This is a genomic window from Streptococcus sp. oral taxon 056 str. F0418, from assembly GCF_000220065.1.
In the GTDB taxonomy this organism is placed as follows: domain Bacteria; phylum Bacillota; class Bacilli; order Lactobacillales; family Streptococcaceae; genus Streptococcus.
On sequence record NZ_AFQU01000001.1, the window covers coordinates 779,855 to 806,312 of the forward strand.

23 protein-coding genes and 3 pseudogenes are annotated in these 26,458 nt (G+C 41.1%); 3 read left to right on the forward strand and 23 right to left on the reverse strand.

All coding sequences use genetic code 11. The features are described from left to right. Window positions 1–23: 23 nt before the first annotated feature. The 11 genes and pseudogenes from nadE to rsmH all read right to left on the reverse strand — a co-directional run bounded on the left by nadE (window position 24) and on the right by rsmH (window position 11,512). The gene (gene nadE, locus HMPREF9182_RS03860) at window positions 24–848 is read right to left on the reverse strand and encodes an ammonia-dependent NAD(+) synthetase (protein WP_009443177.1); all 825 of its coding nucleotides are present in this window, start codon (window positions 846–848) and stop codon (window positions 24–26) included. Then, entirely contained in the window at window positions 845–2,305 is a 1,461-nt protein-coding gene (locus HMPREF9182_RS03865; RefSeq protein ID WP_009754884.1) for a nicotinate phosphoribosyltransferase, read from the reverse strand. The genes nadE and HMPREF9182_RS03865 overlap by 4 nt, the downstream gene beginning before the upstream one ends. Before the next feature lie 216 nt (window positions 2,306–2,521). Continuing rightward, window positions 2,522–3,436: a thioredoxin-disulfide reductase gene (trxB, locus tag HMPREF9182_RS03870; RefSeq protein ID WP_037602670.1), complete on the reverse strand. Its 915-nt coding sequence runs from the start codon at window positions 3,434–3,436 to the stop codon at window positions 2,522–2,524. 63 nt (window positions 3,437–3,499) lie between these two features. Continuing rightward, complete coding sequence (locus tag HMPREF9182_RS03875) at window positions 3,500–3,724, reverse strand: DUF4059 family protein (RefSeq protein ID WP_009443463.1); 225 nt, start codon at window positions 3,722–3,724, stop codon at window positions 3,500–3,502. A 105-nt stretch (window positions 3,725–3,829) separates the two neighbouring features. Next, window positions 3,830–4,573: an amino acid ABC transporter ATP-binding protein gene (locus HMPREF9182_RS03880; RefSeq protein ID WP_009754678.1), complete on the reverse strand. Its 744-nt coding sequence runs from the start codon at window positions 4,571–4,573 to the stop codon at window positions 3,830–3,832. After that, window positions 4,573–5,382 carry an amino acid ABC transporter permease gene (locus HMPREF9182_RS03885; RefSeq protein WP_009443130.1) on the reverse strand — a complete coding sequence of 270 codons (810 nt, stop codon included), beginning with the start codon at window positions 5,380–5,382 and terminating at the stop codon, window positions 4,573–4,575. The genes HMPREF9182_RS03880 and HMPREF9182_RS03885 overlap by 1 nt, the downstream gene beginning before the upstream one ends. A gap of 179 nt (window positions 5,383–5,561) precedes the next feature. Further along, a complete protein-coding gene (locus tag HMPREF9182_RS03890; protein WP_009443794.1) occupies window positions 5,562–6,905 on the reverse strand; it encodes a DEAD/DEAH box helicase in 1,344 nt (447 codons plus the stop codon). An 87-nt stretch (window positions 6,906–6,992) separates the two neighbouring features. Then, window positions 6,993–7,976: a phospho-N-acetylmuramoyl-pentapeptide-transferase gene (mraY, locus tag HMPREF9182_RS03895; RefSeq protein WP_009754804.1), complete on the reverse strand. Its 984-nt coding sequence runs from the start codon at window positions 7,974–7,976 to the stop codon at window positions 6,993–6,995. Window position 7,977: 1 nt separating this feature from the next. Then, window positions 7,978–10,232, reverse strand: a pseudogene (gene pbp2x / locus HMPREF9182_RS03900) (penicillin-binding protein PBP2X). 3 nt (window positions 10,233–10,235) lie between these two features. Further along, window positions 10,236–10,553, reverse strand: coding sequence for a cell division protein FtsL (gene ftsL / locus HMPREF9182_RS03905; protein ID WP_009443410.1), 318 nt, complete (start codon window positions 10,551–10,553; stop codon window positions 10,236–10,238). Between the two features lie 8 nt (window positions 10,554–10,561). Beyond that, window positions 10,562–11,512 carry a 16S rRNA (cytosine(1402)-N(4))-methyltransferase RsmH gene (gene rsmH, locus HMPREF9182_RS03910; RefSeq protein WP_009754453.1) on the reverse strand — a complete coding sequence of 317 codons (951 nt, stop codon included), beginning with the start codon at window positions 11,510–11,512 and terminating at the stop codon, window positions 10,562–10,564. Window positions 11,513–11,863: 351 nt separating this feature from the next. On the opposite strand from rsmH, the gene HMPREF9182_RS03915 reads away from it, so the two are divergent. Genes HMPREF9182_RS03915 through HMPREF9182_RS03925 form a run of 3 tightly spaced genes read left to right on the forward strand, consistent with a single transcriptional unit; the run spans window position 11,864 to window position 13,195 of the window. Then, complete coding sequence (locus tag HMPREF9182_RS03915) at window positions 11,864–12,058, forward strand: helix-turn-helix transcriptional regulator (protein ID WP_009443977.1); 195 nt, start codon at window positions 11,864–11,866, stop codon at window positions 12,056–12,058. A gap of 46 nt (window positions 12,059–12,104) precedes the next feature. Continuing rightward, window positions 12,105–12,653 (forward strand): DUF3278 domain-containing protein, encoded by a 549-nt coding sequence (locus HMPREF9182_RS09585; RefSeq protein ID WP_009754677.1) that lies wholly within the window; start codon window positions 12,105–12,107, stop codon window positions 12,651–12,653. Window positions 12,654–12,658: 5 nt separating this feature from the next. After that, a complete protein-coding gene (locus tag HMPREF9182_RS03925; protein WP_009443905.1) occupies window positions 12,659–13,195 on the forward strand; it encodes a DUF3278 domain-containing protein in 537 nt (178 codons plus the stop codon). 354 nt (window positions 13,196–13,549) lie between these two features. Here HMPREF9182_RS03925 and HMPREF9182_RS03935 read toward each other — a convergent pair. The 12 genes and pseudogenes from HMPREF9182_RS03935 to infB all read right to left on the reverse strand — a co-directional run bounded on the left by HMPREF9182_RS03935 (window position 13,550) and on the right by infB (window position 26,458). Next, window positions 13,550–13,806, reverse strand: a pseudogene (locus tag HMPREF9182_RS03935) (DUF896 family protein). Between the two features lie 22 nt (window positions 13,807–13,828). Then, the gene (gene glyS, locus HMPREF9182_RS03940) at window positions 13,829–15,868 is read right to left on the reverse strand and encodes a glycine--tRNA ligase subunit beta (protein ID WP_009754478.1); all 2,040 of its coding nucleotides are present in this window, start codon (window positions 15,866–15,868) and stop codon (window positions 13,829–13,831) included. Between the two features lie 2 nt (window positions 15,869–15,870). Next, window positions 15,871–16,788, reverse strand: a complete 918-nt coding sequence (gene glyQ / locus HMPREF9182_RS03945) for a glycine--tRNA ligase subunit alpha (protein ID WP_002911276.1) — start codon at window positions 16,786–16,788, stop codon at window positions 15,871–15,873. Window positions 16,789–17,304: 516 nt separating this feature from the next. Then, on the reverse strand, window positions 17,305–17,667 hold the full coding sequence (locus HMPREF9182_RS03950; RefSeq protein ID WP_009443249.1) for a TIGR02328 family protein: 363 nt from the start codon (window positions 17,665–17,667) through the stop codon (window positions 17,305–17,307). A gap of 123 nt (window positions 17,668–17,790) precedes the next feature. Beyond that, window positions 17,791–17,958: pseudogene (locus HMPREF9182_RS03955) on the reverse strand (type I restriction-modification system subunit M N-terminal domain-containing protein); the annotation flags it as partial. Window positions 17,959–18,096: 138 nt separating this feature from the next. After that, window positions 18,097–18,540, reverse strand: a complete 444-nt coding sequence (locus tag HMPREF9182_RS03960) for a GNAT family N-acetyltransferase (RefSeq protein ID WP_037602672.1) — start codon at window positions 18,538–18,540, stop codon at window positions 18,097–18,099. 8 nt (window positions 18,541–18,548) lie between these two features. After that, window positions 18,549–19,394, reverse strand: coding sequence for an aldo/keto reductase (locus HMPREF9182_RS03965; RefSeq protein WP_009754332.1), 846 nt, complete (start codon window positions 19,392–19,394; stop codon window positions 18,549–18,551). 54 nt (window positions 19,395–19,448) lie between these two features. Next, window positions 19,449–19,646, reverse strand: a complete 198-nt coding sequence (locus HMPREF9182_RS03970) for a hypothetical protein (protein ID WP_009754200.1) — start codon at window positions 19,644–19,646, stop codon at window positions 19,449–19,451. A 293-nt stretch (window positions 19,647–19,939) separates the two neighbouring features. Continuing rightward, window positions 19,940–21,094 carry an N-acetylglucosamine-6-phosphate deacetylase gene (gene nagA / locus HMPREF9182_RS03975; RefSeq protein WP_009754560.1) on the reverse strand — a complete coding sequence of 385 codons (1,155 nt, stop codon included), beginning with the start codon at window positions 21,092–21,094 and terminating at the stop codon, window positions 19,940–19,942. Between the two features lie 154 nt (window positions 21,095–21,248). Continuing rightward, window positions 21,249–22,880, reverse strand: coding sequence for a Na/Pi cotransporter family protein (locus tag HMPREF9182_RS03980; RefSeq protein ID WP_009443047.1), 1,632 nt, complete (start codon window positions 22,878–22,880; stop codon window positions 21,249–21,251). A gap of 318 nt (window positions 22,881–23,198) precedes the next feature. Continuing rightward, window positions 23,199–23,549 (reverse strand): 30S ribosome-binding factor RbfA, encoded by a 351-nt coding sequence (gene rbfA / locus HMPREF9182_RS03985; RefSeq protein ID WP_009754768.1) that lies wholly within the window; start codon window positions 23,547–23,549, stop codon window positions 23,199–23,201. 152 nt (window positions 23,550–23,701) lie between these two features. Beyond that, window positions 23,702–26,458 (reverse strand): translation initiation factor IF-2, encoded by a 2,757-nt coding sequence (infB, locus tag HMPREF9182_RS03990; RefSeq protein ID WP_009443321.1) that lies wholly within the window; start codon window positions 26,456–26,458, stop codon window positions 23,702–23,704.

The following is a 26,458-nucleotide window of genomic DNA, read 5'->3' on the forward strand; positions in this document are numbered from 1 at the left end:
CTAAAATGTTTCGATAGAGTTGTTTACTTCCAAAATTCGTCAAAAATCGTAATCGGCAAATGGCGTTTGTGCTGACCTTTAAGCCACCAAGATTCGATAGTTCCCTGGGCTTGGGCTGAAACGGACTTGCCTTCGAGGTAGTCGTCAATTTCATTATAGGTCACTCCCAGAGCAACTTCATCTGCAATCCCAGGCTTTTCTTCTTCCAAATCAGCCGTCGGCACCTTTTCATAGAGGGCCGGATCAGCTCCTAAGGCTATGAGCAACTGCTTACCTTGTCGTTTATTGAGGCGATAAAGTGGCAGAATATCCGCTCCACCATCTCCAAATTTAGTGAAGAAGGCTGTGACATTCTCAGCTGCATGGTCCGTTCCAATTACCGCACCGCTATGAGCACCGGCCAAAGCATACTGAGCTATCATGCGACAGCGGGCCTTGATATTGCCTTTGTTAAAATCAGAAACTTTGGCACCTGTTGCCTCTACAGCCCTTGTCATGGCATCGGCAGATTCTTTGATATTGACTGTCAGACTGACATCAGGCTGGATAAAAGCCAGGGCTTTCTGAGCATCAGCTTCATCCGCTTGAACTCCATAAGGAAGACGGACTGCGATAAAGCGATAACTATCATCTCCTGTTTCCTTCCGCATCTCTTCGACAGCTAACTGGGCTAGACGGCCAGCCAGTGTAGAGTCCTGACCACCAGAAATCCCCAAAACATAGCTTTTCAAAAAAGGATGCTTTCTCAGATAGGACTTGAGGAAATCCACCGATTTGCGAATTTCTTCCTCCGGGTCAATGATTGGTTCGACACCCAGCTGGGCGATGATTTCTTCTTGTAGGCTCATTCTGCTACTCCTGTCTGATTGGCCTTTTTTCGCATCTGATCAATCAAGTCCATCTTATCCTGCCAAATATCTCTAGCCAAATCAACCGGATAATCTTGCGGATTGAGAACTCGCTTGTACTCATCCCAAAGCTTCTCAAATTCCTTGCGCGCATAAGCTTGTATCCCAGTCAAGTTTGGTTGCTTATAAACCAACTTCCCTTCATTGAAAATATCCTTCAATAATGGCACGGCATCAAAATCTTTGACTATTTTATTAATATAGGTATAGGTCGGATGGAACATTTCTAGCTCCTGCAAAGCTTGAACATCTGTTCCATCATAGGTAATGTAGTCTCCTTCAGACTTCCCTTTTGCTCGACTGGTAATCCGCCAGACTTGCTTCTTACCTGGAGTAGAAACTTTTTCAGCATTATTAGAAAGTTTGATCGTATTGCGGAGTTGACCTTCCTCATCTTCGATGGCAACGATTTTGTATACCGCCCCTAAAGCTGGCTGATCATAGGCTGTAATGAGTTTGGTACCTACTCCCCAGACATCAATCTTGGCCTTCTGCATCTTTAGGTTGAGAATCGTATTTTCGTCCAAGTCATTGGAAGCGTAGATCTTAGCATCAGGGAAGCCAGCTTCATCCAATTGTTGCCGAACTTTCTTGGAAATATAAGCCAAATCTCCTGAATCAATACGCACACCCAAAAAATTAATCTTATCCCCCAGCTCACGAGCTACTCGAATCGCCGCTGGAACACCTAGGCGCAAAGTGTCATAAGTATCTACTAAGAAAACACAGTCATGATGAGTCTTGGCATAAGCCATGAAAGCATCATAGTCATTGCCATAAACCTGCACTAGAGAGTGAGCATGAGTACCTAATACTGGAATGTTGAACAACTTACCAGCTCGAACATTACTGGTACCATTTGCACCACCAATCACTGCTGCCCGCGTCCCCCAAATCGCCGCATCCACCTCCTGGGCACGACGAGTACCAAACTCCATCAATGGTTCATCTTCGATAACCGAGCGGATACGAGCTGCCTTAGTCGCAATTAAGGTCTGGAAATTTACAATATTAAGTAGTGCAGTCTCAACAAGCTGGCATTGAGCTAGAGGTCCTTCCACCTGTACTAGTGGTTCATTAGCAAAAACCAAATCACCTTCCTGAACAGAACGAACTGTCAGACTCATCTTAAAATTTCGTAAATAATCTAGAAACTCACCTTGGTACCCTAAAGTTTCCAAATACTCTAAATCACTCTGGCTAAAGGTCAAATGATTGAGATAAGAGATGATTCGCTCCAATCCTGCAAAAACTGCATAGCCATTGTTAAAGGGATTCTTGCGAAAATAAATTTCAAAGACTGCGCGTCTATTGTGCATATTTTGGTTAAAATAAACTTGCATCATGTTGATTTGGTACAAATCAGTGTGCAAGGTCAAACTATCATCTGGAAACATGTTTCCCCCTTTATAAAACTGCATAGATTGTTTTTATTATATCATAAATTAGGTAAGAAGCGCTTTTTGGAAAACGGAAAATAATCTAGCTGAAGCCATTTGCTTTTGTACAATTTATCAGTAAAAATCCTTAATTGCTTTTTATAAATGAGCTTACATTTTAAAACACAAACACACCTTTGTCAGGATAATCCCAACAAAAGTGTGTTTTACAACTTATGAATGTTCTGTCACATATTTATAGACTTCCTGACCGGCTATCGCTCCATCACCCACAGCTGTTGTAATTTGGCGTAGATCTTTCTGTCTAACATCTCCTACAGCGTAAATACCAGCTATAGCAGTCTTCATATGGTCGTCTGTCACAATCCAGCCTAATTCATCTGTAATCCCTAAACCTGCTGTAAAATCACTGACTGGATCTAGACCGACATAGATAAAGATTCCACCAAAATCAACCTGTCTTTCCTCTCCTGTCTTGATATTTTTAAGGGTCACCCCATTCACTTTGCGATCGTCACCGTGAATAGCCTCCACAACTGAATCCCAAATAAAATGAATCTTCTCATTTGCAAAGGCACGATCCTGTAAGACTTTCTGCGCTCTTAACTCATCACGACGGTGAACAATGGTCACACTTTTGGCAAACTGTGTCAAAAAAATGGCTTCCTCAACTGCTGAGTCGCCTCCTCCGACAACTAGCAAATCCTCATCACGGAAAAATGCTCCGTCACATACCGCACAGTAAGAAACACCACGGCTATTGTACTCAGATTCCCCTGGGACATCAAGATGACGGTGAAACGCACCGGTAGCGATAATAACTGTCTTCGTATCAAGTTCTTCATCTTCAATGATAACAGTTTTAAAATCACCCTTGTCTTCGATTTTTTCTACCCGACCAAAAAGGTGCTCTACGCCAAGATTTTCTAAGGGTTCAAACATTTTTTCAGCCAATTCTGGTCCACTGATCAAAGCATACCCAGGATAATTTTCTACATCAACTGTATTATTCATTTGTCCGCCAGGAATACCTGCTTCTAACAAAGCGACTTTGAGATTGCTTCGGGCAGCATATAATGCGGCTGTCATTCCGGCAGGACCTGCCCCAATAATAACTGTATCGTACATACTTCTACCTTCTTCTGTTGTAATAATCATTATTCTAACGCCCTTGAAATATTTTTGCAAATATTATGCTTTTAAAACTAGCAGAATCCCCATCACAGCAAATGATAATATGGGAATCGTCATGACATCAATCATCAGCACATCAAATAAATGAGCTTGGCGCTCTGCTACTGTTTTATCTTTTCGACTAGCTATTCTCAGTAAAATCCAAACTCCTGACAAACCACCGATAAAAGCAGTCGTCAAAAATAAACTCTGTAAATAAAGGGAAAAAATTCGCTGTAACATCCTAACTCCTACATTTCTGCCTTTGTTTTACTTCTCTAACGACCTCATTTAGCCGAAAACAAACTCAGCTGGCAAGACCAACCGAGTTCTCCTTTTTCTATTATATCAAATATATGTTCGTTTGTAACTAGCAAAAAATTCTTTCGTACGCTCTTCTTTTGGATGGTGGATAATTTCATCTGGGCTACCCACTTCAATAATATGTCCCTTGTCTAAAAAGAGCACCTTATCTGCCACTTGAGCTACAAAAGACATATCATGGCTCACTAAAATCATTGTTTGACCTGATTTAGCTGCATCTGCTATAGACTTCTCTACTTCACCGACTAATTCTGGATCCAAAGCAGAAGTCGGCTCGTCTAAAAGAAGGACATCTGGCTTCATTGCTAAAGCTCGCGCCAAGGCCACCCGTTGCTTTTGTCCACCGGATAAATGACGGGGATAATGATTTTCACGATCTGATAGGCCAACTTTAGCTAACTCTTCTTTAGCAAGTTTTGTCGCTTCCTCATCAGACATTCTTTTTACGACTACTAAGCCTTCTTTCACGTTTTCTAAAGCTGTACGTCTCTCAAACAAGTTGAATTGCTGAAAAACCATTGCTAATTTTCTACGTAATGTCAAAATCTCTTCTTGGCTAATCTGAGCAAAGTCCACCTTGAAACCATCAATAGAAATAGTACCGCTATCTGGTGTTTCTAAATAATTAAGACTACGCAAAAATGTTGATTTCCCAGCGCCTGATGATCCAATCAGAGCTATTACTTCACCCTTTTGAATATCGAGACTTAGATTGTCTAACACTGTTTGACCTGAAAAGGATTTACTGAGATTGGAAATGTGAATCATTAACGAATATCTCCTTTCACTTGGCTGGTTGAAGCAAGTGCTTCCGGAGCTTCAATGGCCATTCTTCTTTCGATAAAACGCCCAATTTGCTCAATGATAATATTGACAGCCCAATAAACGAGTGCAACCGATATAAAGCGCTCAAAATAACGATAATCTGCACCACCTAAAATCTGCGCTTGAGCAAACACTTCTACTACCCCTGCACTAAAAGCCAGAGAGGTTCCTTTTGTCAATCCAATCAAAGAATTAATCAAGGTCGGTGTCGCTACGACAGCTGCATTTGGAATAATGACACGACGATAGACCTGAGCATTTGTCATCCCTAAACTTCTAGCTGCTTCAATCTCACCGGCACTGACAGATAAGATCGCCGCTCGAATGGTTTCACTAGCATAGGCCGCTTCGTTAAAAGAAAAAGCTACAATTGCAAATGCAGATGCTGGGATAGCATTAATATTAAAACCTGTACCAAAGCGCATATTGACGGCTTTCAGTACTAAAGGAATTCCGTAATAGGTCAGCATAAGCTGAACTAAGACAGGAGTCCCCCTCAAAAAGCTGACAAAAAGTGCTTGAATAGGATAAAGAATTTTGACTCGGTTGATTTTAACAATAGCAAAAATCAAGGCTAGAACTAACCCAAAGAGTGCTCCACCTAGAGTGAGCAATAAGGTTGTCGGTAATTTTTCAATGATTTTTGGCAAAGCATCAAAAACAGACCGCCAGCTAAAAAGCTGGCCATCCGGAATCAAACCGACCAATTCTTGGTACCAATTCGAAGCTAAAACAACTAATGTTACATTCATATCTAATCCTTTCACATCGACTATCAGTGTTGAATTATTCTATCATAATTAGTTTGTCAAACCAAATATTTGCTACGCTTTACAAATAAAAATAGATAGACCAGTATATCTAGTCTACCATATAATTTTTATACAAAACAGTATAATTTTTTTATCATAGACATAGAATTTTCTTATGTCTAGAAAGTCTGTCGTTTAGCCTTACGTTCAGCTCGTCCTCTAGCACGATTTTCCGCACGTTTTGTTTTACGACGTTTTTCATTAACAGCCCATTGGATTTTCTTTTTGTAGCCCGGTTTGATCTTTTTCTTTTTCTTTTTAACCAAACCAATCATTTCAGTATCTAACTTTTCGTAAGATTTTTCACGATTTGCACGCCGATCTCGATCGTAAGTATCCTGGAACTCGCCATCTTTCATCATTTTAGGAATGAACTTGATTCCTAACTTCTCTAATTCGCGAATATCGGAATCATCACTCGGCTGATAAAGGGTGATGGCTGTCCCTGGCAAACCATTTCGACCTGTCCTCCCGACCCGGTGAACAAAGAAAGATAGATCTTGAGGAATGGCATCATTAATAACATGGCTAACCCCTTCAATATCAATTCCACGAGCAGCCAAATCCGTTGCTACAATATATTCAAAATCAAGATTTTTTACTTGATTCATGATTCTCTTTCGTTCACGTGGAGCAATATCGCCATGAATCTTGGCCACCTTCAACCCTTGAGCAACAAGATAACCATGCAACTCATCTGCTCTTGTCTTCGTGTTCACAAAAACCATAGCTAGATAAGGTTGTAAGATTTGACTAATTTCATAAATCTGCGCATTCTTATCACGACCTTTAGTTGATACTAGCCAATTTTCAATAGTATCTGAAATCACCGTTTTCGTCCTGATTTGCTCCATCACAGGATTTGACAAATACTTCTTCAAAAACGGCTGTAACTTTTGTGGAATCGTCGCAGAAAAGACCATAAATTGCAGATCCTTTGGCAGGCTTCCTGCAATCTTATCTACCGTCTCTAAAAATCCCATGTCCAAAGTCATGTCCGCTTCATCTACTACAAATGTCTTGGCTTTATGAATAGCCAAGTCACCTGATTTAACCAAATCATAAATCCGGCCAGGCGTCCCAATAACAATATGAGGTTGGCTGGTCTCTAATTTATCAATCTGACGTGCTTTATCAGTCCCACCGACATAATTTGCTACACGGATCTCTGTGTCTGAAAATGAAGCAATCTGACGTGTTGCCTGATAAATTTGAGTAGCTAACTCTCGACTAGGTGCTGTAATCACAACCTGCACATGATCAGCTTCTTCATTCAATTTTTGAAAAATTGGGAGTAAGAAAGTATGGGTCTTACCAGAACCAGTCTTTGACTCTCCTACTAAGTCACGACCTGACAATACTACAGGAATTAGCTTTTCCTGTACTTCAGTAGCTTCCACAAACTTCAAATCCTGTAAAGCTTTTTGAATATAGTCTTTAAACTCGAATTCTATAAATTTCATCTTTTCCTCTTATTCTTAGTAGTCTTATCTATTATACCAGAAAATATAGTTTTATACGAAAACAAGGAGAACAATGTTCTCCTTCGTTTACAAATATAATATTGCTAATGTAATCAAGCTTGCAAATAGCCCTACTCCCCAAAAAAGGAGATCTACTTTCCACTCACTCCACTCTTTTCCATGACCTGAAAACCCTCCAAGCTCAAAGTGATGGTGTAGAGGTGTCATTCGAAAAATTCTCTTACCGCCTGTCAGTTTAAAGTATGAAACTTGCAACATGACTGAAGCTGTCTCGCAAACATAGACAATTCCAATCAGAAGGAGTGTCCATTCTTGGTGCAACGCGATGGATAAGGCTGCAAGCATGCCTCCCAAAGCCAGACTTCCTACATCTCCCATAAAAATTTTAGCAGGTTTATGATTGAAACCGAAAAAGCCAAGTAGTCCGCCAATCATACTAAAAATGACGATTAGCAAATCAAATCGCTTCTGTTCCATAGCAATCACCGCATAAGCTACTAAGCTTATCACAACTGAGATACTCGCCAAGCCATCAATCCCATCTGTTAAATTGACCGCATTAGAAAAACCGACTAGCCAAAAAAGAACAAAGAAAATATAAAGAAAGCCTAATTGCAAAGGAAAACCAAAGAAGTTAAGCATATCTCCGCCACCGTGACGGTCAAATAAGAAATAGAAAACCACACCGCCAACTAGCTGTAGAAAAAGCTTTTGCTTCGGATTCAATCCTTCATTTATTCGGCGAAAAACCTTTAAAAAGTCATCTAAAAAGCCAACTAATCCATATAAAAACAAGATAAATAGCAAGCTCAAAGCACCACTAGTCAGCTGTCCTGTAACGAATCCAATGACAAAACTAGATAGGATTGAAGCCACTAAGAAGACCGTCCCACCCATGGTTGGTGTCCCTGCCTTCGCTTGGTGTTGTTTAACATCTTCGTGCATTTGTTGCCCAGAAATACGGGCTTTCTGATAAAAACGAATAAAGGCAGGAATTCCAAAAATAGTGAATAACAGAGTCATGATTCCTGCAATTATAGCTGTAAACATTTTAATCTCCTAATGTAATCGTGATTTCTTTGAGATCTTTCAAAGAGGTGTTAACCTTGACACTTTGGCCGACAACTTTCGAACCTTCACCTTTGAATGTTACTTCTAATTTAAGCCATTTGGCAAAAGTTGTTACATTGTTTTTAGTCCAACCATACATATCAGGCATTCGCTCTAATTCATCCGTTAACAATAGCACTTGCTGATTAGCTTTGACATTTTTACCTGGTTCGATTGACATTTTGCTAATGACGCTTCCTGTTCCCAAAACAATCGGTTGAACTAAGTTACGATGTAGCTCCTCAGAAAATGCTCCTGGTGATTTGTCTTTCCCTTTTTCTTTTGTTTCTGGCATCGTATACTTGGTTTCGGTGATAATATTATCCAAGACAGGAGTCGGTGTCGTTAAATGTAGCGTGTCTTTCATGGCAACAGCTTCTTCTAAGATCGGATTGACAACATTTTCCCACAAGCCTGGATAGAATTTCTCTTCTGGTTGCTGTACAGCTACATACATGATAAAATCAGGGTCTTCAGCTGGTGTCATAGCAACTACAGAATTGATATATTGCCCATCTAAATAGCCTCCACCGTCTTTTGCTTCTGCTGCAATTTGTGCCGTTCCTGATTTAACGGCTACATTTTGACCTGGCACCTTGATAATTGGTACCCCATCTACTTGGAGCGTACCAAAGTTAGGGTCTGTTCCAACTGTTACCATATATTTTCGAGTTTCTTGGGCTGCCGTCTTTGAAACAGGATTACCAACAACTTCATTAGTACTCTTACGAGCAGTATTGCCTGCCTGATCGTGTATAGCGCTGATAATTTTCGGTTCTAACATTACCCCGTCATTTGCAATGGCAGAAAAACCTCGTAACATTTGAACTTGTGTTACATTAATCCCTTGTCCAAAGGAGCTCATAGCTGTCGTGACAACATTATTGTCTGGTAGATTGCCAACATCTTCACCAATCATACCAAAGCGTGTACGAACTCCAAATTTGAATTTATTGAGGTAGTCACGCCATTTGGCATCACCCATCTTCTTTTCCAAACGGGCCATTCCAATATTACTAGAGAGAGCAAAACCTTGGGCATAGGTCAGCGTCTGACCGTTGGAGAGCCCCATATTGACAAGCCAGTCTTTGATAGTGGTGTCCTCAATGTGAAATTCATCATTTACATAAATCTCATTAGCCGGAAAAGTGTTATTATCAATGGCCGCTGCTAAGGTAAAGACCTTCATAGTCGAACCAGGCTCAAACGGGCTTTGGTAGAGGAGGGTTGACCAGTTGAAATCTTTTGTCATCCCTTCCTTGGTATCTGCATTGAAAGTCGGGCGCTGAGTAGTAGCCAGGATTTCACCTGTTTTGGCACTCATCAGCACAGCACTAACAAATTTTCCTTTCACTTTTTCTTGAAGCAAATCCATTTTAGTTTCTAAATAGCTTTGTAAATGACTGGAAATCGTAGTATATACGTCTTTCCCATTTTCTGTAGCAATAGAAACCTGATCTGATCCAGGAACGATATTTCCATTTTTATCCCGCTCATACGTTACAAGACCGTCTTGACCAGCCAGAATTTTATTAAAAGAATATTCTAATCCCGTCGAACCACGTAAACTCTGCGAACCATCTTTATTTTCTTCTAATTGGGCAATACCAACTAGCTGTGAAGAAAATGTTTCATTTGGATAGCTTCGGCTTGGACTAGTGTCAAAGTTAATCCCTTTAATATGAGCTTTTTCCATAGCTTCTTTAATCGCTGTCATAGTTGCATAAGGGATATTTTTACCCTTCGCACCAAAATACACCTGTTTGAGCTTATCTTTTGAAAGTTGACTCTTTGTATAGTCTGTCTCAATCTCCAGCTTTTCCTGCAAAATTTGAGCAACTGTTTCATACTGCGAAGGTTCGACATAAAGAATCTCCCCTGCAGCAGACTTATATTTCTTGTCAATAATGGCATAAAGATTATAGGTTGTAGAATCTTCAGCGATCACATTACCATTACGGTCATATATCGTGCCACGTTTTGCTTGAACTGTCTTTTGAATTTGATAAACTTTTTTTGCCTCGGCAACTAAGTCCACATCAAATTTACGACCTGTCCCAATCAAGATAGCAAAATTAATCAAAAAAACAAAAAAAGAAAAACTGTTAGAATACTTAAATTTTTCCCTACTTGCTTTCGATTTAGGGGTGCTGTTTTTCGATTTTTCAAAGCATATCGTAATATTCTATCTTTCATGCTTTATTCCGCCGTTTTTACAATTGCATTTTGCAAGGTCATATCCTGTGAACTAGCTAAGCCTGATAAGCGCTCCTTACGAGTCAGATCGTTGATTTCTTGCTTAGCATTATTTAGCTCAACTTGCTTTGTACTGACTTGCACATTGAGATCCGTCAAATCATGCTGAACTTGTAACAGCTTCGTTTGCATAAAAACTACGCTCACAGCGATAATAATAGCTGTTAAAATAATCGAAGCATAAAATGCTTTCTCAATACGCGTAAACTTTTTTATTCGTGATTGTAGCTGATTTCCTCTCGTTTCTCTATTATCTGGCATTCTTTTCCTCACTTATGTACTTTTCTTGCCACACGTAGCTTAGCTGAATGTGCTCTATTATTTTGTTTTAACTCTTCTACACTCGGCAAAATTGGTTTTCGATGAACCAGCTCAAGCTTGGGCTTCAAATCATCTGGAATAAAAGGAAGTCCTTTTGGTACCTCCACAGTTGAAGCTTCTTTAAACAATTGCTTGGTCAAACGATCCTCCAAAGAATGAAAGGTGATAACTGAAATCCGTCCATCAACAGCTAATAAATCAATAGCTTGTTGAATCGATTCATCAGCAGCACCAAGTTCATCATTGACCTCAATTCGGATAGCCTGAAAAATTTGCTTGGCTGGATGACCTTTTTTCTTTAACTCTTTTGCAGGTTTAGCTGACTTAATAATATCAGCCAACTCCGTCGTCGTCTCAATTGGCTTGACCTGTCTAGCTTGCTCAATTTTACGAGCGATTTGTTTTGAAAATTTGTCTTCTCCGTATTTGAAAAAAATACGGACTAAATCATGATAATCATAGTCATTCACCACTTGATAGGCGCTTAAACTCGCATGTCGATTCATCCGCATGTCTAAAGGAGCATCTTGCTTGTAGGAAAAACCACGTTCTCGCTCATCGAGCTGAGGACTTGAAACCCCCAAGTCATAACAAATACCATCGATTTCTTCTACCCCAAGCTCTTCTAATCTCAGTTTGAGATAACGAAAATTATCCTGTATAAAGGTCACCATTCCCTTCTCAACATAAGATGCCAAGCGCTTTTTAGCATGTTCAATAGCAGTTGCATCTTGATCAAAAGCATAGAGATGCCCCTTGGAACTTAACTTACTAAGCAAGTATTCACTATGGCCTGCACCACCTAAGGTTGCATCCACATAGATTCCATCTGGTTTTACGTCCAGATAATCAATCGTTTCATGAAGAAGAACTGTTACATGATGAAATTCATTTGTCATATCTTTTCTATTATACCATAATCAAAAACAAAAAGAAGTTTGAAAACGTTGAAACTTTTTTGTCAAATATAGTTGACATCTTTTACATAAAGGATTAGAATAATCTCATAGAAGTCAAATATATCTGACACAATAATGCTTGATGAATGAAATATGCTCTAAACACCATATAAAATATGTCAGCTATTATTTTGTTCGACAATGGTTACTCTTCTCTATAGCTAAGCATACCATTACGTCAATTGTCCTTGCAGAGGGCTTGGTTTTGCTAGGATGCCTTGTTGAAACTCAAGCTTTACCGTCTTTTTGACCTTATTTTTACGGACTTCGCATCTTGTGAAAGGAGAAAAAATGAATCGAGTTAGAGATTTTCGTATCAAAAAAGGGTTGTCGCAACTTGATTTGGCCAGAGCCATCGGTGTCGCACGACAAACGATTAATATGATTGAAAACGACAAATACAATCCTACTCTAGAGCTATGTATCAATCTTGCTAAGGCACTGGAAACAGACCTTAATAGCCTTTTTTGGGACAGCAGCCCTTAGATTATCTGCTAATATCAGCTTATTTATCTAAACTGGAGGTTTATTTATGAAAAAAGAATCTAAAACAGATAAACTTATTAAACGGTATTTTGGCATTTCAGGGCCACTTGATGAATTTCGTAGAAGTGAGATTGGAAAAGCTTGTACGTCTAGCCTTGTTTGGACACAGTTAATCTTATCACTTGCTTGCCTCGTAGCTTTTTTAGTAGCAGAATATTCCCCAGAAATAGTCGGACATTATTTCCCATTTGTAGTCTTATTTATCATGCTAATTGGCGGTCAAAATGCGTATCATAAGACAGTAGACAAAGGTGTGCAAAATAACGACCAAGAAGAAAGGGATCCTCTAAACGTTACCAAAAAACAGTTGCGAAACCGTGCTATTACATTAGCTATTTCACTCCCTTGCATACTCTTTGCATATACAATTTTCACAAAAAGTCTACGCCAACATCAGGCTTTTTGGACCACCTTCCTAAAAGCCTTAAGCAATCCTAAGGTCCTGGTTCTATTTTTTATCCTTTTCTTTTTTATTGGCGTGATTTTTGCTTGTATTTATTATTATTTACAAGTAGATGATGTACGAAAGGACTAAAACACATGATCAAAGAAACATTTACAGACACACTTGTCAAACACTTCTATGGTATAACAGCCCCTTTTGACGAACAAAAACGTCAAGAAGCGAATAAACTTGGCAATCTTGCTTTCATTTTGATAAGTTGGTTCTTACTTCTTGGCAATGCTCTTGCGCTTATTTTTGCTGACAAACATCCCAAAATCGTAGCTTGGGCATACCCTATCATTACACAGATCGTTTTACTAGCACTGTTTTTCTATATCACCTGGAAATCGCACCGCAACCATTTGACAGACATCGAAACTGATCTTCAAAGCCCAAAAGAACAAATAAAAATGCCGCGCATTGCATTGAAAATATTTAGCTATTCTGCAATTATTTTCTATGTGCTCATGTTTATTTTCAATTACTTCACAAATGGAGCAAGTACTATTTTTACCCCTCATCACCAATTACAGTTGTTCACAAGCAGTATCATCTACGCACTTTTAATCACTATCTCTAGTCTCTTGATCATCCAATCCCGTATTAAACATGCTACAAAGGAGGAAAAATGAATATACAAGCTTACAAAAATATTATTTTAATCATACTAGTATGCATTTTTCTAGTCTGCCTCTTCTTTCTGAGGACTACAACCGATCCAGTTCTCTTTTGGATTCTAACCTTCACTTGTGTAGCCATTCTCTACATCAGCACCAAACTCTTAAAAAAGAAGAAAAAATAAAATGAGGCTGGGACAAAAGTCCTAGCCTCTCAATTGTCTTTGGATTGTCGAGCATGACGCAGTGGTTGAGTGGGCTCTACTACGCTGATTTCATCAGCTTTTACAGCCCTACTCAACTGTGCGGAGGTGGGACGACGAAATCGAATTCTAATGAATTACCGACTTCTGTCCCACTCTCATTTTTTTATGAATTTGGATCATCTAGGCTACGACCATGAAGACCTTTCTCGCGCTGAACTTGACGCAACTTCTCAGGCGTCACATCATTGCCATCTTCATCGACAATCTTGATACCTTCGATGTGATGGCGAACAGAACGACGGTAGCCTTCGATGTACTCTTCACGAAGCTTGGCTTGTTCCACTTTTTCCTCAGCAGTTAGGCCTTCCGTTTTTTCTTTTTAGCTAGTTCATTGATACGTTCAATTTTTTTAGGATCCATGATTCTACCTCTCTCTTACCTTTTATTTGGTATTAATCTGATTAAACTGGGCAAGCTGTCCAGCCTTTGCTGTCAGAGATGCGAGGAGAGCTAGACGGTTGTTACGCACAACCTCGTCTTCCGCCATGACCATGGTATGGTCAAAGAAAGCATCGATAACTGGACTGAGGGCGAAGAGTTGGTCCAAATTGGCAGCTAAGTCTGATGTCAGCTCCACTGTTTCAATGGCCGCAGCCAAGTCTTTTTCCTCTTGATTTTCAAAGAGTGCTGGATTGACAACGGTCTGCCCTTGGGCTTTCTCAGCAAGATTAAAGACCCGAGACAGGCTTTCGACTGCCGACTTGAAGTTATCTTCCTGAGCTTTTTCTGCTAGAAGCGCTGCTGTTTCTACCAAATCACGTACGACAAAGTGAGTGCTTTGAAGAACAGCCGTCACGATGTCTTTTGGAATACTACGATCCATCATCTTCTCAACGCGGGCACGGAAGAAGTTCAGCACCGCCTCTTGATTGTCATAACTTAGACTATCAAACTTCAGTTCGTAAAGTCGACCAAGAAATTGAGCCAAGTCAATGTTCCAGCCAAACTTGTCCAAGATACGCACAACACCCTGAGTCGCACGACGCAGTGCATAAGGGTCGTTGGAACCGCTCGGAATCAAGCCAACTGAGAAGAAGGACAGAATGGTATCCAGCTTATCAGCCAGAGCCAAGACTGCTCCGACCTTGGTGTCAGGTAATTCGCCATCGGCTGATGTCGGCATATAGTGCTCCCGAATGGCAGCTGCAACTGCAGCATTCTCACCAGCCAGAAGAGCATACTTTTCACCCATAATACCTTGCAGCTCATCAAATTCCCCAACCATGCCAGTCAGCAGGTCAAACTTATAAATTGCTGCTGCACGAGCCAAGTCAGCTGTCTCATCAGCATCCAATCCTGCTTCTTGCGCCAAGAGAGCCGCAATCTTGCCAGTCCGCTCCATGTGCTCTGCTAGAGAGCCAATCTTTTCGTGGAAGGTCACATTGCTCAGCTTTTCAACCAAGTCGGAAATAGCCAACTTTTGGTCTTCCCGCCAGAAGAATTCCCCATCTTCCAGACGAGCCACCAAGACTTTCTCATTTCCCTTGATGACATTTTCTAGATGCTCTGCATTTCCGTTGCGAACAGAGATGAAGTGTGGTAAAAGCTTGCCTTCAGCATTGCGCACAACAAAGTAACGCTGGTGCTCTTTCATAGAAGTTACCAAGACTTCCTCAGGAACCTCTAAGTATTTGGCATCAAAATTACCCAAGAAAGCAGTTGGATATTCTATCAGATTCAACACTTCATTAAGCAAGTCTTCGTCAATCTCGATTGAAACACCGTGCTCCTCTTCCAGCGCCCGAATCTGCTCGACAATCATATTTCCCCGCTCAAGAGGATTGGCAATCACAAACTGAGCTCGCAGGTCATTTTCATAAGAATTTGCAGAAGCAATCTGCGTTTCTTGACCCAAGAAGCGATGTCCTCGGCTAGTACGGCCGCTCTTGATGTCCAAAAAATCCAAGTCAAAAGCCTGCTCATCTAGAAGCACAGTCAAAGTATGAACTGGACGGATGTATTCAAAGGTGTTGTTAGCCCAGTGCATGCTGACAGGGAAGGTCAGAGCTTGCAGCACTTCCATCACTGCTGGGATGATTTCCTCTACAGGGCGACCGATCTCTTCCTTTGTCACATAGACGTATTCTTCCCCCTTGATTTCACGGAAAGTAATGTCCTCAACCGTCAATCCTTTTCCACGGACAAATCCTTCTGCAGCTTTGGTAAAGTTGCCATCAGCATCCAGAGCAATTTTCTTAGAAGGGCCTTTGAAATCTTCGGTCAGATCAGACTGCTTATCCGCCAAGCCAACCACACGTACCGCCAAACGACGAGGTGTGGAGAACATTTCAATTTTCTCAAAGGTCAGACGATGGTCTGTCAGGAAGGCTCCCATCTTGTCACGCAACTGCTTCATGCTCGGTGTCACGACATAAGCTGGCATTTCCTCCAAACCTAACTCGACTAATAAATTTTTTACCATGATTATTCTCCCTCCTCTGCCAAGAGTTTCTCACGAGTCTCAGCATCCAAAAGCGGATAGCCCAGACGCTTGCGCTCAGCCACAAAGGTCTTGGCCACGACACGCGCCAGATTACGAATACGAGCGATATAACCAGCCCGCTCTGTCACAGATACGGCTCCACGCGCATCCAAGAGGTTAAAGGTATGTGAGCATTTGAGAACATAGTCATAGGCTGGGTGCACCAGATGCTCGTCCAGACACCTCTTAGCTTCCGCTTCAAACCTCTCAAAATTCCCCAAGAGCAAGTCTTGGTCGCTGACCTCAAAGCTGTACTTGGAATGTTCATACTCAGGATGAGTGAATATTTCGCCGTACTTAACGCCATCAGCCCACTCAATGTCGTAGACAGAGTCCACTTCTTGGATATAAGAAGCCAGGCGCTCCAGACCATAAGTCACCTCAGCAGTCACAGGCTGAGTTGGCAGACCTCCGACCTGCTGGAAGTAAGTGAACTGAGTGATTTCCATACCATCCAGCCAGACTTCCCAGCCCAGACCAGCCGAGCCAGTTGAAGGGTTTTCCCAGTTATCCTCGACAAAGCGGATGTCGTGCTCCAGCGGATTGATGCCCAAGAGCTCCAAAGACTGCAAGTAAAGTTCTTGGATATTGCTCGGAGATGGCTTCATGACCACCTGAAATTGGTGGTGCTGGTAAAGACGATTCGGATTTTCCCCATAGCGACCATCTGCTGGTCGGCGAGACGGCTCTACATAGGCCGCATTCCAAGGCTCTGGCCCAATAGCTCGCAGGAAGGTATAGGGACTCATGGTTCCCGCACCCTTCTCATTATCATAAGCCTGCATAAGCATACAGCCCTGATCATTCCAGAACTGCTGTAAAGTCAAAATAATTTCTTGAAACGTTAACTTCTTAGACATTTGCTACTCCTTTATTTTTTCCTTTTAGCTCTGGGACTATCTTTTGCTCTATTTGAACAAACAAAAGAACCACATTCGACAGTCCTAGGCTATTACGACCTAGGGGCGTCAAAAACGCGGTTCCACCCTAATTTATTACTTCATTCTGTTTACAAAATATAACCAAAAGCGCCATCTGCTCTGCTTCCTTATCTGGCTCACACTATCCCAGACTCGCTAAAAAGTAGACAAAGAGACTTCTTTCTAAAAAAGATTATAGCAGAAATCCTAACTATTGTAAAATACTTATACGTCCATAATAAAAGAACTACCTCAGTTTTTTATTGATTCTTTTACGGTATAGAGTTCTTAAGGTTTTATTGTGGAAAGATCTCACTATTTATGGTTTATTCCCTGTTTATGAAATAGCGAGCAATAAGCTCTTTTTCATCACTTTATAACTGAAAATACATCACAACACTAATACATCAGACCTAGGAAAGAAGAGTTTTGCATCACAAAGCATTCGGGTCATTACTATAGCTCTATCCCCTTCTCACGGAGATTATCTAAACATTCCTCACAGTAGCGGGCATCATGCTCGCTGTAGATGGGATTGCCTACCTTCTCCTCAGGTAAATCTTCATAAGCAGGACAGGTCTTACCACGGTAGTTCTTATCCAGCCACTCTGGGCTGACCCGATAGCCACGACTAGCCATCTCCTCCATGATCAAGCGATGATAGGCATAGAGACGATAGGGCGAGTAGGTAAAGACATAATCCACCGTCGCATGCCTTCTGCCCCAGCCATTACCACGTAGGGCGCAACATTCCCGATGTTGTCCCAAAAGCTGAGGTCGGGGAAGTTGTGAAATCAATGCCTCATGCCAAAGTCTCATAGTAGTCTCCTTTCAGTAAAGTTAATTTTTGCAAGCAAGCATTTAGATAAGGGGCAAGCAAATCTCGAGTATTAGCAGGCAAAAATTCTTTGCACACCTCCCCCTGTGTCCTGGGATTTGGTAGGCACGGTCAAAATAATCGGCCATGTGCTCTGAAATAAAGCGATAGAAAAGGATACCTAGGATATATTGTTTAAAATCCCAACCATCTACAGCTCCACGAACATCGTCCGCAATTGCCCAGATTTTACGATGAAGCTCCTTGCGTTCTGCATTTTCTTTACTTGCCATTTTTACTTCCCTTATTTAATGTATTATCTTTTCTATTTTATCATATTTCAAGAAAAACCACTCAAACTAGGAAAGGTGATCTGCATTCTAAAAGTTAGATATAAAAACTCCCCAGCTCATTTCAAACTGGGGATACCTTTATATTTTTAATTCATACACTTCCTGACAGCCGGCTAGTCCTAATATGCGCTGGGGCTGTTTGCTAAAACCGGTCTCTTGGTAGAGATAGGAAGCGACTTGATTTCGCTCATTGACACCTAGGATGATACTTTTATACATGGGCAAATGCTCTCTTATGAAATCAGGCAAGAGCTTAAGCGTCTGACGACCGTAGCCTCGCATCTGAAAGCTTTCATCCGTTGAAAAGCTACGAAGGAGCAGGCTATCTGGCTGACCGCCATAAGTATACTTCTTTTCTCCAGCATCCAAGATTAGAAAGGTTACGATTTGATGTTCTTCAAGACCCAAGATAGCATAGCGATTTTCTAAGTCTGCGACAGCCTCCTTAGGATGACTGGTAAATTTTAAATCCGTTAATTGGTAAGACTGCAAGGTCTCTCTATCCGAATGGCGTAGAATCAGATTTTCATCTAAAAATCCATTGCATCAGGATTTGGGGCTCCACCAGCTAGACCACTAATATTTTTGAGGACTTCTAAGTCTGCTGTATCTAGCTCAATGTCAAAGCACTCTAGATTGCTGGCAATCCGGCTCGGAGTGACCGACTTAGGCAGAGGCAGGAAGCCTTCCTGCAAGCTCCAAGCTAGCGCGACTTGGGCAATGGTCTTGCCATACTTGTCCGCCACGGCTTGTACGTCAGGATTTTGGAAGAGCTCACCTTGGCCAAATGGTCCCCAAGCTTCCAGTAAAATATCATGTTCCCGGCAAAAATCCACAGCCTCTGCCTGATAGACTCCTGGAGCCAGACGGATTTGATTGACAGCTGGAGTCATGCGTGCTGTCTCAAGTAAGGCTTCTAAGTGGTGAGGCAGAAAATTGCTGACGCCAATCGCTCGAATCTTACCAGCATTATAGAGGTCTTCCATAGCACGCCAGACTTCGGCATTGCGCTTTTTCCAAGCATCGTTTTCCCTCAGGGACTTGGGATTTGGCCAATGAATGAGGTAGAGGTCTAGATAGTCCAAACCCAAACGCTTCATTGAGGCAGCAAAGGCCTCTTGAGCCTCTTCATAAGTATGAATGTCGTTCCAAAGCTTGGTCGTGATGAAGAGTTCCTCCCGCGGAATACCACTGTCCTTGATTGCCCGTCCGACACTTTCTTCATTCTTATAGATAGCTGCCGTATCGATGTGCCGATAGCCTGCCTTGAGAGCGGCTAATGTTGCCTGATAGGCTTCTTCGCCATCCTTAGCCTTCCAAGTACCAAAGCCCAGCACCGGAATGCCAACACCATTGTTCAACAAGTATTCTTTCATTACAATTCTCCTAGCTATCATTTTTAGTTCGTTATAAATTCTCTAGCGTTTCACTTATTTCTTCTCTTTTTTCTTCCTCGTTAATGGCTCAGGCTTAAAAATGTTTTTCTTAGTTGGTGCCATACTTTTGCTGAAAAAACTATAGATAATAAACGCCGCACCTACAACAATCATCAAAACCCTACTCATGGCTAAGCCAAAAATAAGAAAAATGACACCCATCATAGTAAATTTATAGTCGATTTTTTTCATATCCTTCTCCTGAATCTTAATCTACCCTCATTATATCACGCCCAAAATAGCAATTCAAATCTTTTAAACACCTCTTACAATATCAATAAAAAGAGAGTGGGACAGAAATCGGTAATTCGTTAGAATTCGATTTCGTCGTCTCACCTCCGCACAGTTGAGTAGGGCTGTAAAAACTGATGAAATCAGCGTAGTAGAGCCCACTCAACCACTGCGTCTTACTCGACAATCCAAAGACAATTGAGAGGCTAGGACTTTTGTCCCAGCCTCTTTTGAAATATCAGGAGACAATCTCATCATTCAGCTTCAAATCTCTTTTCACCATCCAAGAAAGTAGCAACGAGATCCAAGTCTTTATTTAAAACAATAAAGTCTGCATCATAACCTTCTTTGATCTGACCACAAACACCATCAATATGTACAGACTTAGCTGGAATCAAGCTAGCCATCATGACAGCTTGATGTGGATTGGCAATGCCCCATTTAACGACATTTTTCAGGCCATCTTTTAGTTTGAGAATAGACCCTGCCAAGTTACCTGTTGATTTAAGTCGAGCTGTTCCATTTGCTACAACCACTGGAAACTCTCCTAGCATATAATCTCCATCCTCTAGACCACCAGCTGTCATACAGTCAGTAATGAGAGCGATATTTTCATGGCCCTTTTGCTTGATCAGAATATCGCAAGCCTTAGGATCCACATGATGTCCATCACAAATCAATTCTGCATAGGTATGGGGTAATTCGTACATAGCTCCAACCATTCCTAATTCTCTGTGTGTCAATCCACGCATACCGTTATAGGCATGTACCCACACACTAGCCCCTGCCTCTACTGCTGCTTTTGCTTGATCAAAAGTTGCATCAGAGTGGCCTAACGCTACTGTCACGCCTTCGTCTGTAATTGTGCGAACAAACTCTTCGACACCATTCCGTTCAGGTGCTAGAGCGATCTTATTCAATAAACCGTTTGATGCCTTTTGCCAAGCGCGAAATTCATCCATGCGAGGATCCTTCATGTAAGAAGGATTTTGGGCTCCCTTGTATTTCTCTGTGAAGTAAGGTCCTTCAAAATAAAGGCCACGAATCTTGGCACCAGTAGCCTCTTTGTAGCGGGCACCAATATTTTCTGTCACAGCTAGCAAAAGCTCATAAGATGAAGTCAATGTGGTCGGCAAAAAACTAGTAACTCCTGTCGTCAAAAGTCCTTCACTCATCGTGTGTAGAGTACCTTCGATGTTATTATCCATAACATCTACGCCACCAAAACCATGAATATGAGTATCTACTAGACCAGGTGCAATAGAATAGCCAGTGTAATCAATCACTTCTGCATCAGCTGGCACTTCGTTGACTAGTTTTCCAAATTTTCCGTCTTTAATCTCAAGATAGCCACCTTGACGGATTCCTTGTGGATAAAAGAATTGATCAGCTTTAATATATTTAGGCATAATATAACCTCCTCGTATTAGCCAAATTGGTTCTACTTAATTTGGCACTCATTGATTATGTCATCTTTATTATAAACCTTTCCCATTTATTTGTAAATGGTATAGACCTATTTTTGAAAAATTATTATATTAAAAAGACAGGAAATTTTCCTGCCTAAATTTGCCCAGCTTGAACCTTCTCTGCCAAATTCATGGCATGGTCAGCAACTCTTGTATAATGAGAAATAATATCGATAAAGTTAACACCCGCCTGGGGAGTACATTCTCCACGATTTAATCGGGAAATATGAGTCTTGCGGAGCTTACGCTCTAACAGATCGATATTTTTATGCTTTTCTTCCAAGCTATCAGCAAGTTGTATATCGTTTTCCTCTACTGACTGCAAAGCTTCTTTGATAAAATTTAAAGTCATTTGGTAAATCTCACGAAGCTCTTCCAAAGCAGACTCTGAAAATATGACCTTTTTCTTGATTAGGTAGTCTGTCAAGTGTAACAATGCCTCTCCGTGATCACCAATTCTTTCTAAATCACGCGATGAATCAAGAATATTAGTTAATACTTCACTTTCTTTTTGATTGAGTTGCTCGCCTGAGAGAGAAATCAAATAGCGTGTCAATTCTTCATCAATGGCATTGATGGCTTCCTCTGTCTTATGTCCCTTATCCGCCACTTTTTCCTCATGTGAAATAAGGTAATCATAAGACTGCCTGAACGATTTAACTGCATAGTCTCCCAAATGAAGCAACTCTTTTTTTGCATTCCCTAAAGCCAAAGAAGGGGCTTGTTTGATCAAAATCTTATCCAAATAAAGTGGTTCATACTTAACAATCTCATCCTCTCCAGGAATTAGCTTCGTAACCGCATAAGCAAGAAAGCCAATCAAAGGAAACTGTAGAATTGTATTCGTAATATTAAATGCTCCATGTGAGAAAGCAATCGTCATCTCCGGTGACAAATGAAGGCTTTCCTGGAACCATTGGACCATACTGGTAAATGGTCCTAATAAGAGCAAGCAAACAATGGTTCCTAATACATTAAAAAGAACATGAGAAGCTGCCACACGCTTGGCTGCAATATTAGCCCCCAAAGAGGCAATAATAGCCGTAATGGTTGTCCCAATATTGTCACCAAATAAAACAGGCAAAGCTCCTTGAAGACTAATCAAGTCACTAGCATATAAATTCTGCAAAATCCCGATAGTCGCTGAAGAAGCCTGAATCAATAAAGTTAGACCTGTTCCAACAAAAACACCTAGAATAGGATTGTGACTTAGCTGGATCATATAATCACGAAAAGCTTGCAAATCTTTAAGCGGCTCCATTGCCCCACTCATTAAGTTAAGGGCAAAGAAAATGCCACCCACACCAAAAAGTATCCGACCAATATTATTCACCGAACGCTTCTTAGTGAAAAAGATACAAACTGCTCCGATAAATAAAATAGGTAGAGCATATTCACCTAGCTTAAATCCGATAATAAAAGAGGTTACTGTCGTCCCAATATTGGCTCCCATGACGATTCCGATCGCCTGTCGCAATGTCAACAAACCTGCACTGACCATCCCAACCGTGATAACTGTCACACCTGAACTTGATTGGATCAGTGCTGTCATGACGATACCAACTAGGATACCTAAGATGGGATTGCTTGTATACTTATCAATAAAATAACGTAGTCTATCACCTGCAGCTTGTTGTAAGCCATCTCCCATCATTTTTATACTATAGAGAAAAAGTCCCAATCCACCTAAAAAGTGAAAAACAACTTCCTGCCAATTTATAGACATCTTTCTCCTCCTGGATCTTGTCTGAAATATTCCCTTCTATATTTTATAGGATATTTATAAAAGTAACAAGCCTTTTTTAAATTTTTTGAAAAAAGAGGCTGGGACAAAGGTCCTAGCCTCTCAATTGTCTTTGAATTATCGAGCAAGACGCAGTGGTTGAGTAGGGCTCTATTACGCTGATTTCATCAGCTTTTACAGCCCTACTCAACTGTGCAGAGGTGGGACGACGAAATCGAATTCTAACGAATTACCGATTTCTGTCCCACCCTCAAGTAATGACTTTTCATCAATTCACCATCGCCCACGAAAAGTTCTTGTCTATTCTTTATCTAAATTTCGCAACATTTGGTCAATTTTATTCCCATATTCGATCGATTCATCTTTGACAAAGGTCAAATCTGGGATTTTGTACATCTTTAAATGACGGCCTAATTCACGCTTTATCGTTCCAGTTACTTTTTCAAGGCCAAGCTGGGTCTTTTGATTATCCGAAGCAAGGTTACTCATGATAGTATAGTAAACCTTCGCCATCGATAAATCTCCTAGCATTTGAACATCTGTGATCGTTACACCTTGAACTCGAGGGTCACGGACCTTCTTTTGTAAAATCTCATTAACTTCACGTTTGATTTCCATTCCCACTCGATCTGTTCGAAAATGATTTGCCATAAGAATTCCTTTCTATTTTTTTCTGTAACATAAGCTAGGCTTTGCCTAGCTTATGTTTTTTATTTTCTATTGATCTGTATTTTTATTATAGACGCTCTTCAGTCTATCAAACCTCTGCGAAACTTCATACATAGTACAGATTCTAGCAAGTTTTATTTTTTGATTTCTTCCATGATGTAAGCTTCAATAGTGTCATCCACTTGAATATCATTGTAACCCTCAATCATGAGACCTCCTTCACGACCATTGGTTACTTCTTTAACATCATCTTTAAAATGCTTCAAGCTAGCTAGTTGGCCATCATAGATCACGACACCGTCACGGATGACACGAACTTTCGAATCGCGTGTAACTTTACCACTGACAACCATAAATCCTCCAATTGTTCCAACTTTTGAAACTTTGAAGGTTTCACGAATAAGCGCTTCACCAATAATTTTTTCTTGGTATTCAGGATCCAACATCCCTTTCATAGCATCTTCTACTTCTTCGATCACTTTATAGATAATACTGTGAAGGCGAATCTCTACACTATCAGACTCTGCTTGCTGACGAGCTTGCGGAGTAGGACGCACATTGAATCCAATAATAACAGCATTTGAGGCTTCTGCCAAGGTAATATCTGATTCATTAATAGCACCAACTGCTGAGTGGACAATCGTTACTTTTACGCCTTCAACCTCGATTTTTTGTAGGGATGCTGCCAAGGCTTCAACAGATCCTTGTACATCCGCTTTGATAATAACATTTACCGACTTAACCTCGCCAGCTTTAAGAGTATCAAAGAGGTTTTCAAGGCTTACACGATGAGTTGCTTGGCGTTGTTTAAGAAGGGCACGTTTAGCACGTTCCTCACCAGCCGCACGCGCAGCTTTTTCATCCTCATAAACAGCAAAGTGATCTCCTGCCATCGGAGTTTCATTCAGACCTGTGATAGAAACTGGAGTAGACGGACCAGCTACTTTGACACGACGTCCAAGATCATTCGTCATTGCTCGAACACGACCAAAGGTATTTCCGACAACGATAGGGTCTTGAACGTTCAAAGTACCTTGTTGAACAAGAAGCGTTGCAACCGCACCCTTTCCTTTATCCAAACGTGCCTCGATAACCGTACCTATCGCACGAACATTTGGATCTGCCTTTAACTCTTGGATTTCTGCCACAAGAAGAACTGTTTCAAGTAGTTCTTCAATATTTTGATTAAACTTGGCTGAAATCTCAACAAATTCGGAGTCTCCTCCCCAAGCAGTAGACATGACACCATGCTCAGCCAATTCACCAATAACTCGCTCTGGGTTTGCACCTGGCTTATCGATTTTATTAATCGCTACGATAATTGGTACATTTGCCGCTTTTGAGTGGTTAATCGCCTCAATCGTTTGTGGCATTACACCATCGTCAGCAGCAACGACTAAGATCGTAATATCCGTCACTGAAGCACCACGTGCACGCATAGAAGTAAAGGCCGCGTGACCTGGTGTATCTAGGAAGGTGATTTTCTTTCCATTTTCCTCGATTTGATAAGCACCAATATGCTGAGTAATTCCTCCAGCCTCTCCTGTTGCAACACGTGAATTACGCAGAGTATCTAGGAGCGTTGTTTTACCATGGTCAACGTGTCCCATGATTGTTACAACCGGCGGGCGCTCTTCTAGCGCATCCTCATTAATGTAACCTTCTTCGACAAAGAAACGCTCAATATCTGCAGTATCTACTTCTACTTTCTTCTTAGCTTCGATACCATAATCCACCATAAGAAGTTCAATGGTATCTCCGTCGAGTGATTGGTTTTGAGTCGCCATCACACCCATCATAAAGAGTTTTTTAACAATCTCAGCTGGCTCACGTTTAATCCGTTTAGCGATTTCCGCAACGGTCATACCATCTGTATATTCAAATTCTGTTGGCAATTCATGGAACTTACGTTCTGTGACAGGTTTTGGAGTCACATTATTCGTTCGATTATTCTTGCCTTTTTTATTTTTCTTATTGTTATTCCAATTACTATTTTTTTGATTTCTCACTTGATTCTGACTGTTTCGATTCTTTTGTTGTTTTCTTGGACCATCTTCTTCGTGATCAAAATCATCACGTTGCTTGTCTGGTCGAGCTTGTTTTTTACGACGTGTATCTACGACTGGCTCTTGCACAGGCGTTACTGGTTTTGCCGGAGCTACAGAAGTTTGAGTTTCTACCTCAACGAACAAATCTTCTAATTTTGCTTGTTCTTTGCGTTTGTTTTGTTCGCGCAAAGCTTCTTGATTGGCCTTAGCTTGTTTGAAGCGCTCCTCACTCGAACGAGCGTACTCAGCGTTTTGTTCTGCCTTTAAGGCTGCTGCTCTTGCTTTGAAGTCAACCTTAGGACCTTGATTGGAAACCGGACGTTGTTGGCCATATTGTTGTTGACCTTGATTGCGGCGTTCGTTGCGGTTTTTACCATTACGATCCTCTTGATCGTTACGGCGTTCCTTACGTTCTTTATTATCACGCACAGGACGTTGTTGCCCTTGTTGCTTACGACGCTCTGCCTGCTCTTTTGCTCTTGCTTCTCTTTCAGCTTTGAAGTTTCGACTTTGTGGACGTGCCACTTTAGTAGGAGCAGAAGCTTGTTGAATTTCTGGCTGATTAGCCAACTTAGAGTCTGGAGTTGTTACAGGATGGTTTCTTGTAGTTTCTCCTTCAACAGCGGTTTTAGACGGCTTTTTTTGGTCAGCTGATTCTTTTAAAACAGTTGTTGTAGCCTTTTTCACTGCAGAAAAACTCGCCACAATTTTTTCTGCTTCTGCTGTTTCTACGCTTGAAGAGTGACTTTTGACATCCAACCCTAATTCCTTTGCTCGCTCAACAACTTCTTTACTTTCTTTTCCCAGTTCTTTTGCGATTTCGTACAATCTTTTTTTAGACAA

What these genes read in the sequence shown, in the direction of transcription:
- nagA (WP_009754560.1), bottom strand. Translation starts at nt 21,094, where the DNA reads ATGCCTAAATATATTAAAGCTGATCAATTCTTTTATCCACAAGGAATC.
- HMPREF9182_RS03890 (WP_009443794.1), bottom strand. Translation starts at nt 6,905, where the DNA reads ATGAAATTTATAGAATTCGAGTTTAAAGACTATATTCAAAAAGCTTTA.
- HMPREF9182_RS03950 (WP_009443249.1), bottom strand. Translation starts at nt 17,667, where the DNA reads ATGAGACTTTGGCATGAGGCATTGATTTCACAACTTCCCCGACCTCAG.
- glyS (WP_009754478.1), bottom strand. Translation starts at nt 15,868, where the DNA reads ATGGTAAAAAATTTATTAGTCGAGTTAGGTTTGGAGGAAATGCCAGCT.
- HMPREF9182_RS03875 (WP_009443463.1), bottom strand. Translation starts at nt 3,724, where the DNA reads ATGTTACAGCGAATTTTTTCCCTTTATTTACAGAGTTTATTTTTGACG.
- rbfA (WP_009754768.1), bottom strand. Translation starts at nt 23,549, where the DNA reads ATGGCAAATCATTTTCGAACAGATCGAGTGGGAATGGAAATCAAACGT.
- HMPREF9182_RS03970 (WP_009754200.1), bottom strand. Translation starts at nt 19,646, where the DNA reads ATGAAAAAAATCGACTATAAATTTACTATGATGGGTGTCATTTTTCTT.
- HMPREF9182_RS03880 (WP_009754678.1), bottom strand. Translation starts at nt 4,573, where the DNA reads ATGATTCACATTTCCAATCTCAGTAAATCCTTTTCAGGTCAAACAGTG.
- nadE (WP_009443177.1), bottom strand. Translation starts at nt 848, where the DNA reads ATGAGCCTACAAGAAGAAATCATCGCCCAGCTGGGTGTCGAACCAATC.
- ftsL (WP_009443410.1), bottom strand. Translation starts at nt 10,553, where the DNA reads ATGCCAGATAATAGAGAAACGAGAGGAAATCAGCTACAATCACGAATA.
- HMPREF9182_RS03865 (WP_009754884.1), bottom strand. Translation starts at nt 2,305, where the DNA reads ATGTTTCCAGATGATAGTTTGACCTTGCACACTGATTTGTACCAAATC.
- mraY (WP_009754804.1), bottom strand. Translation starts at nt 7,976, where the DNA reads ATGTTTACAGCTATAATTGCAGGAATCATGACTCTGTTATTCACTATT.
- HMPREF9182_RS03965 (WP_009754332.1), bottom strand. Translation starts at nt 19,394, where the DNA reads ATGAAAGAATACTTGTTGAACAATGGTGTTGGCATTCCGGTGCTGGGC.
- HMPREF9182_RS09585 (WP_009754677.1), top strand. Translation starts at nt 12,105, where the DNA reads ATGAAAAAAGAATCTAAAACAGATAAACTTATTAAACGGTATTTTGGC.
- HMPREF9182_RS03980 (WP_009443047.1), bottom strand. Translation starts at nt 22,880, where the DNA reads ATGTCTATAAATTGGCAGGAAGTTGTTTTTCACTTTTTAGGTGGATTG.
- HMPREF9182_RS03915 (WP_009443977.1), top strand. Translation starts at nt 11,864, where the DNA reads ATGAATCGAGTTAGAGATTTTCGTATCAAAAAAGGGTTGTCGCAACTT.
- glyQ (WP_002911276.1), bottom strand. Translation starts at nt 16,788, where the DNA reads ATGTCTAAGAAGTTAACGTTTCAAGAAATTATTTTGACTTTACAGCAG.
- HMPREF9182_RS03925 (WP_009443905.1), top strand. Translation starts at nt 12,659, where the DNA reads ATGATCAAAGAAACATTTACAGACACACTTGTCAAACACTTCTATGGT.
- HMPREF9182_RS03885 (WP_009443130.1), bottom strand. Translation starts at nt 5,382, where the DNA reads ATGAATGTAACATTAGTTGTTTTAGCTTCGAATTGGTACCAAGAATTG.
- trxB (WP_037602670.1), bottom strand. Translation starts at nt 3,436, where the DNA reads ATGTACGATACAGTTATTATTGGGGCAGGTCCTGCCGGAATGACAGCC.
- rsmH (WP_009754453.1), bottom strand. Translation starts at nt 11,512, where the DNA reads ATGACAAATGAATTTCATCATGTAACAGTTCTTCTTCATGAAACGATT.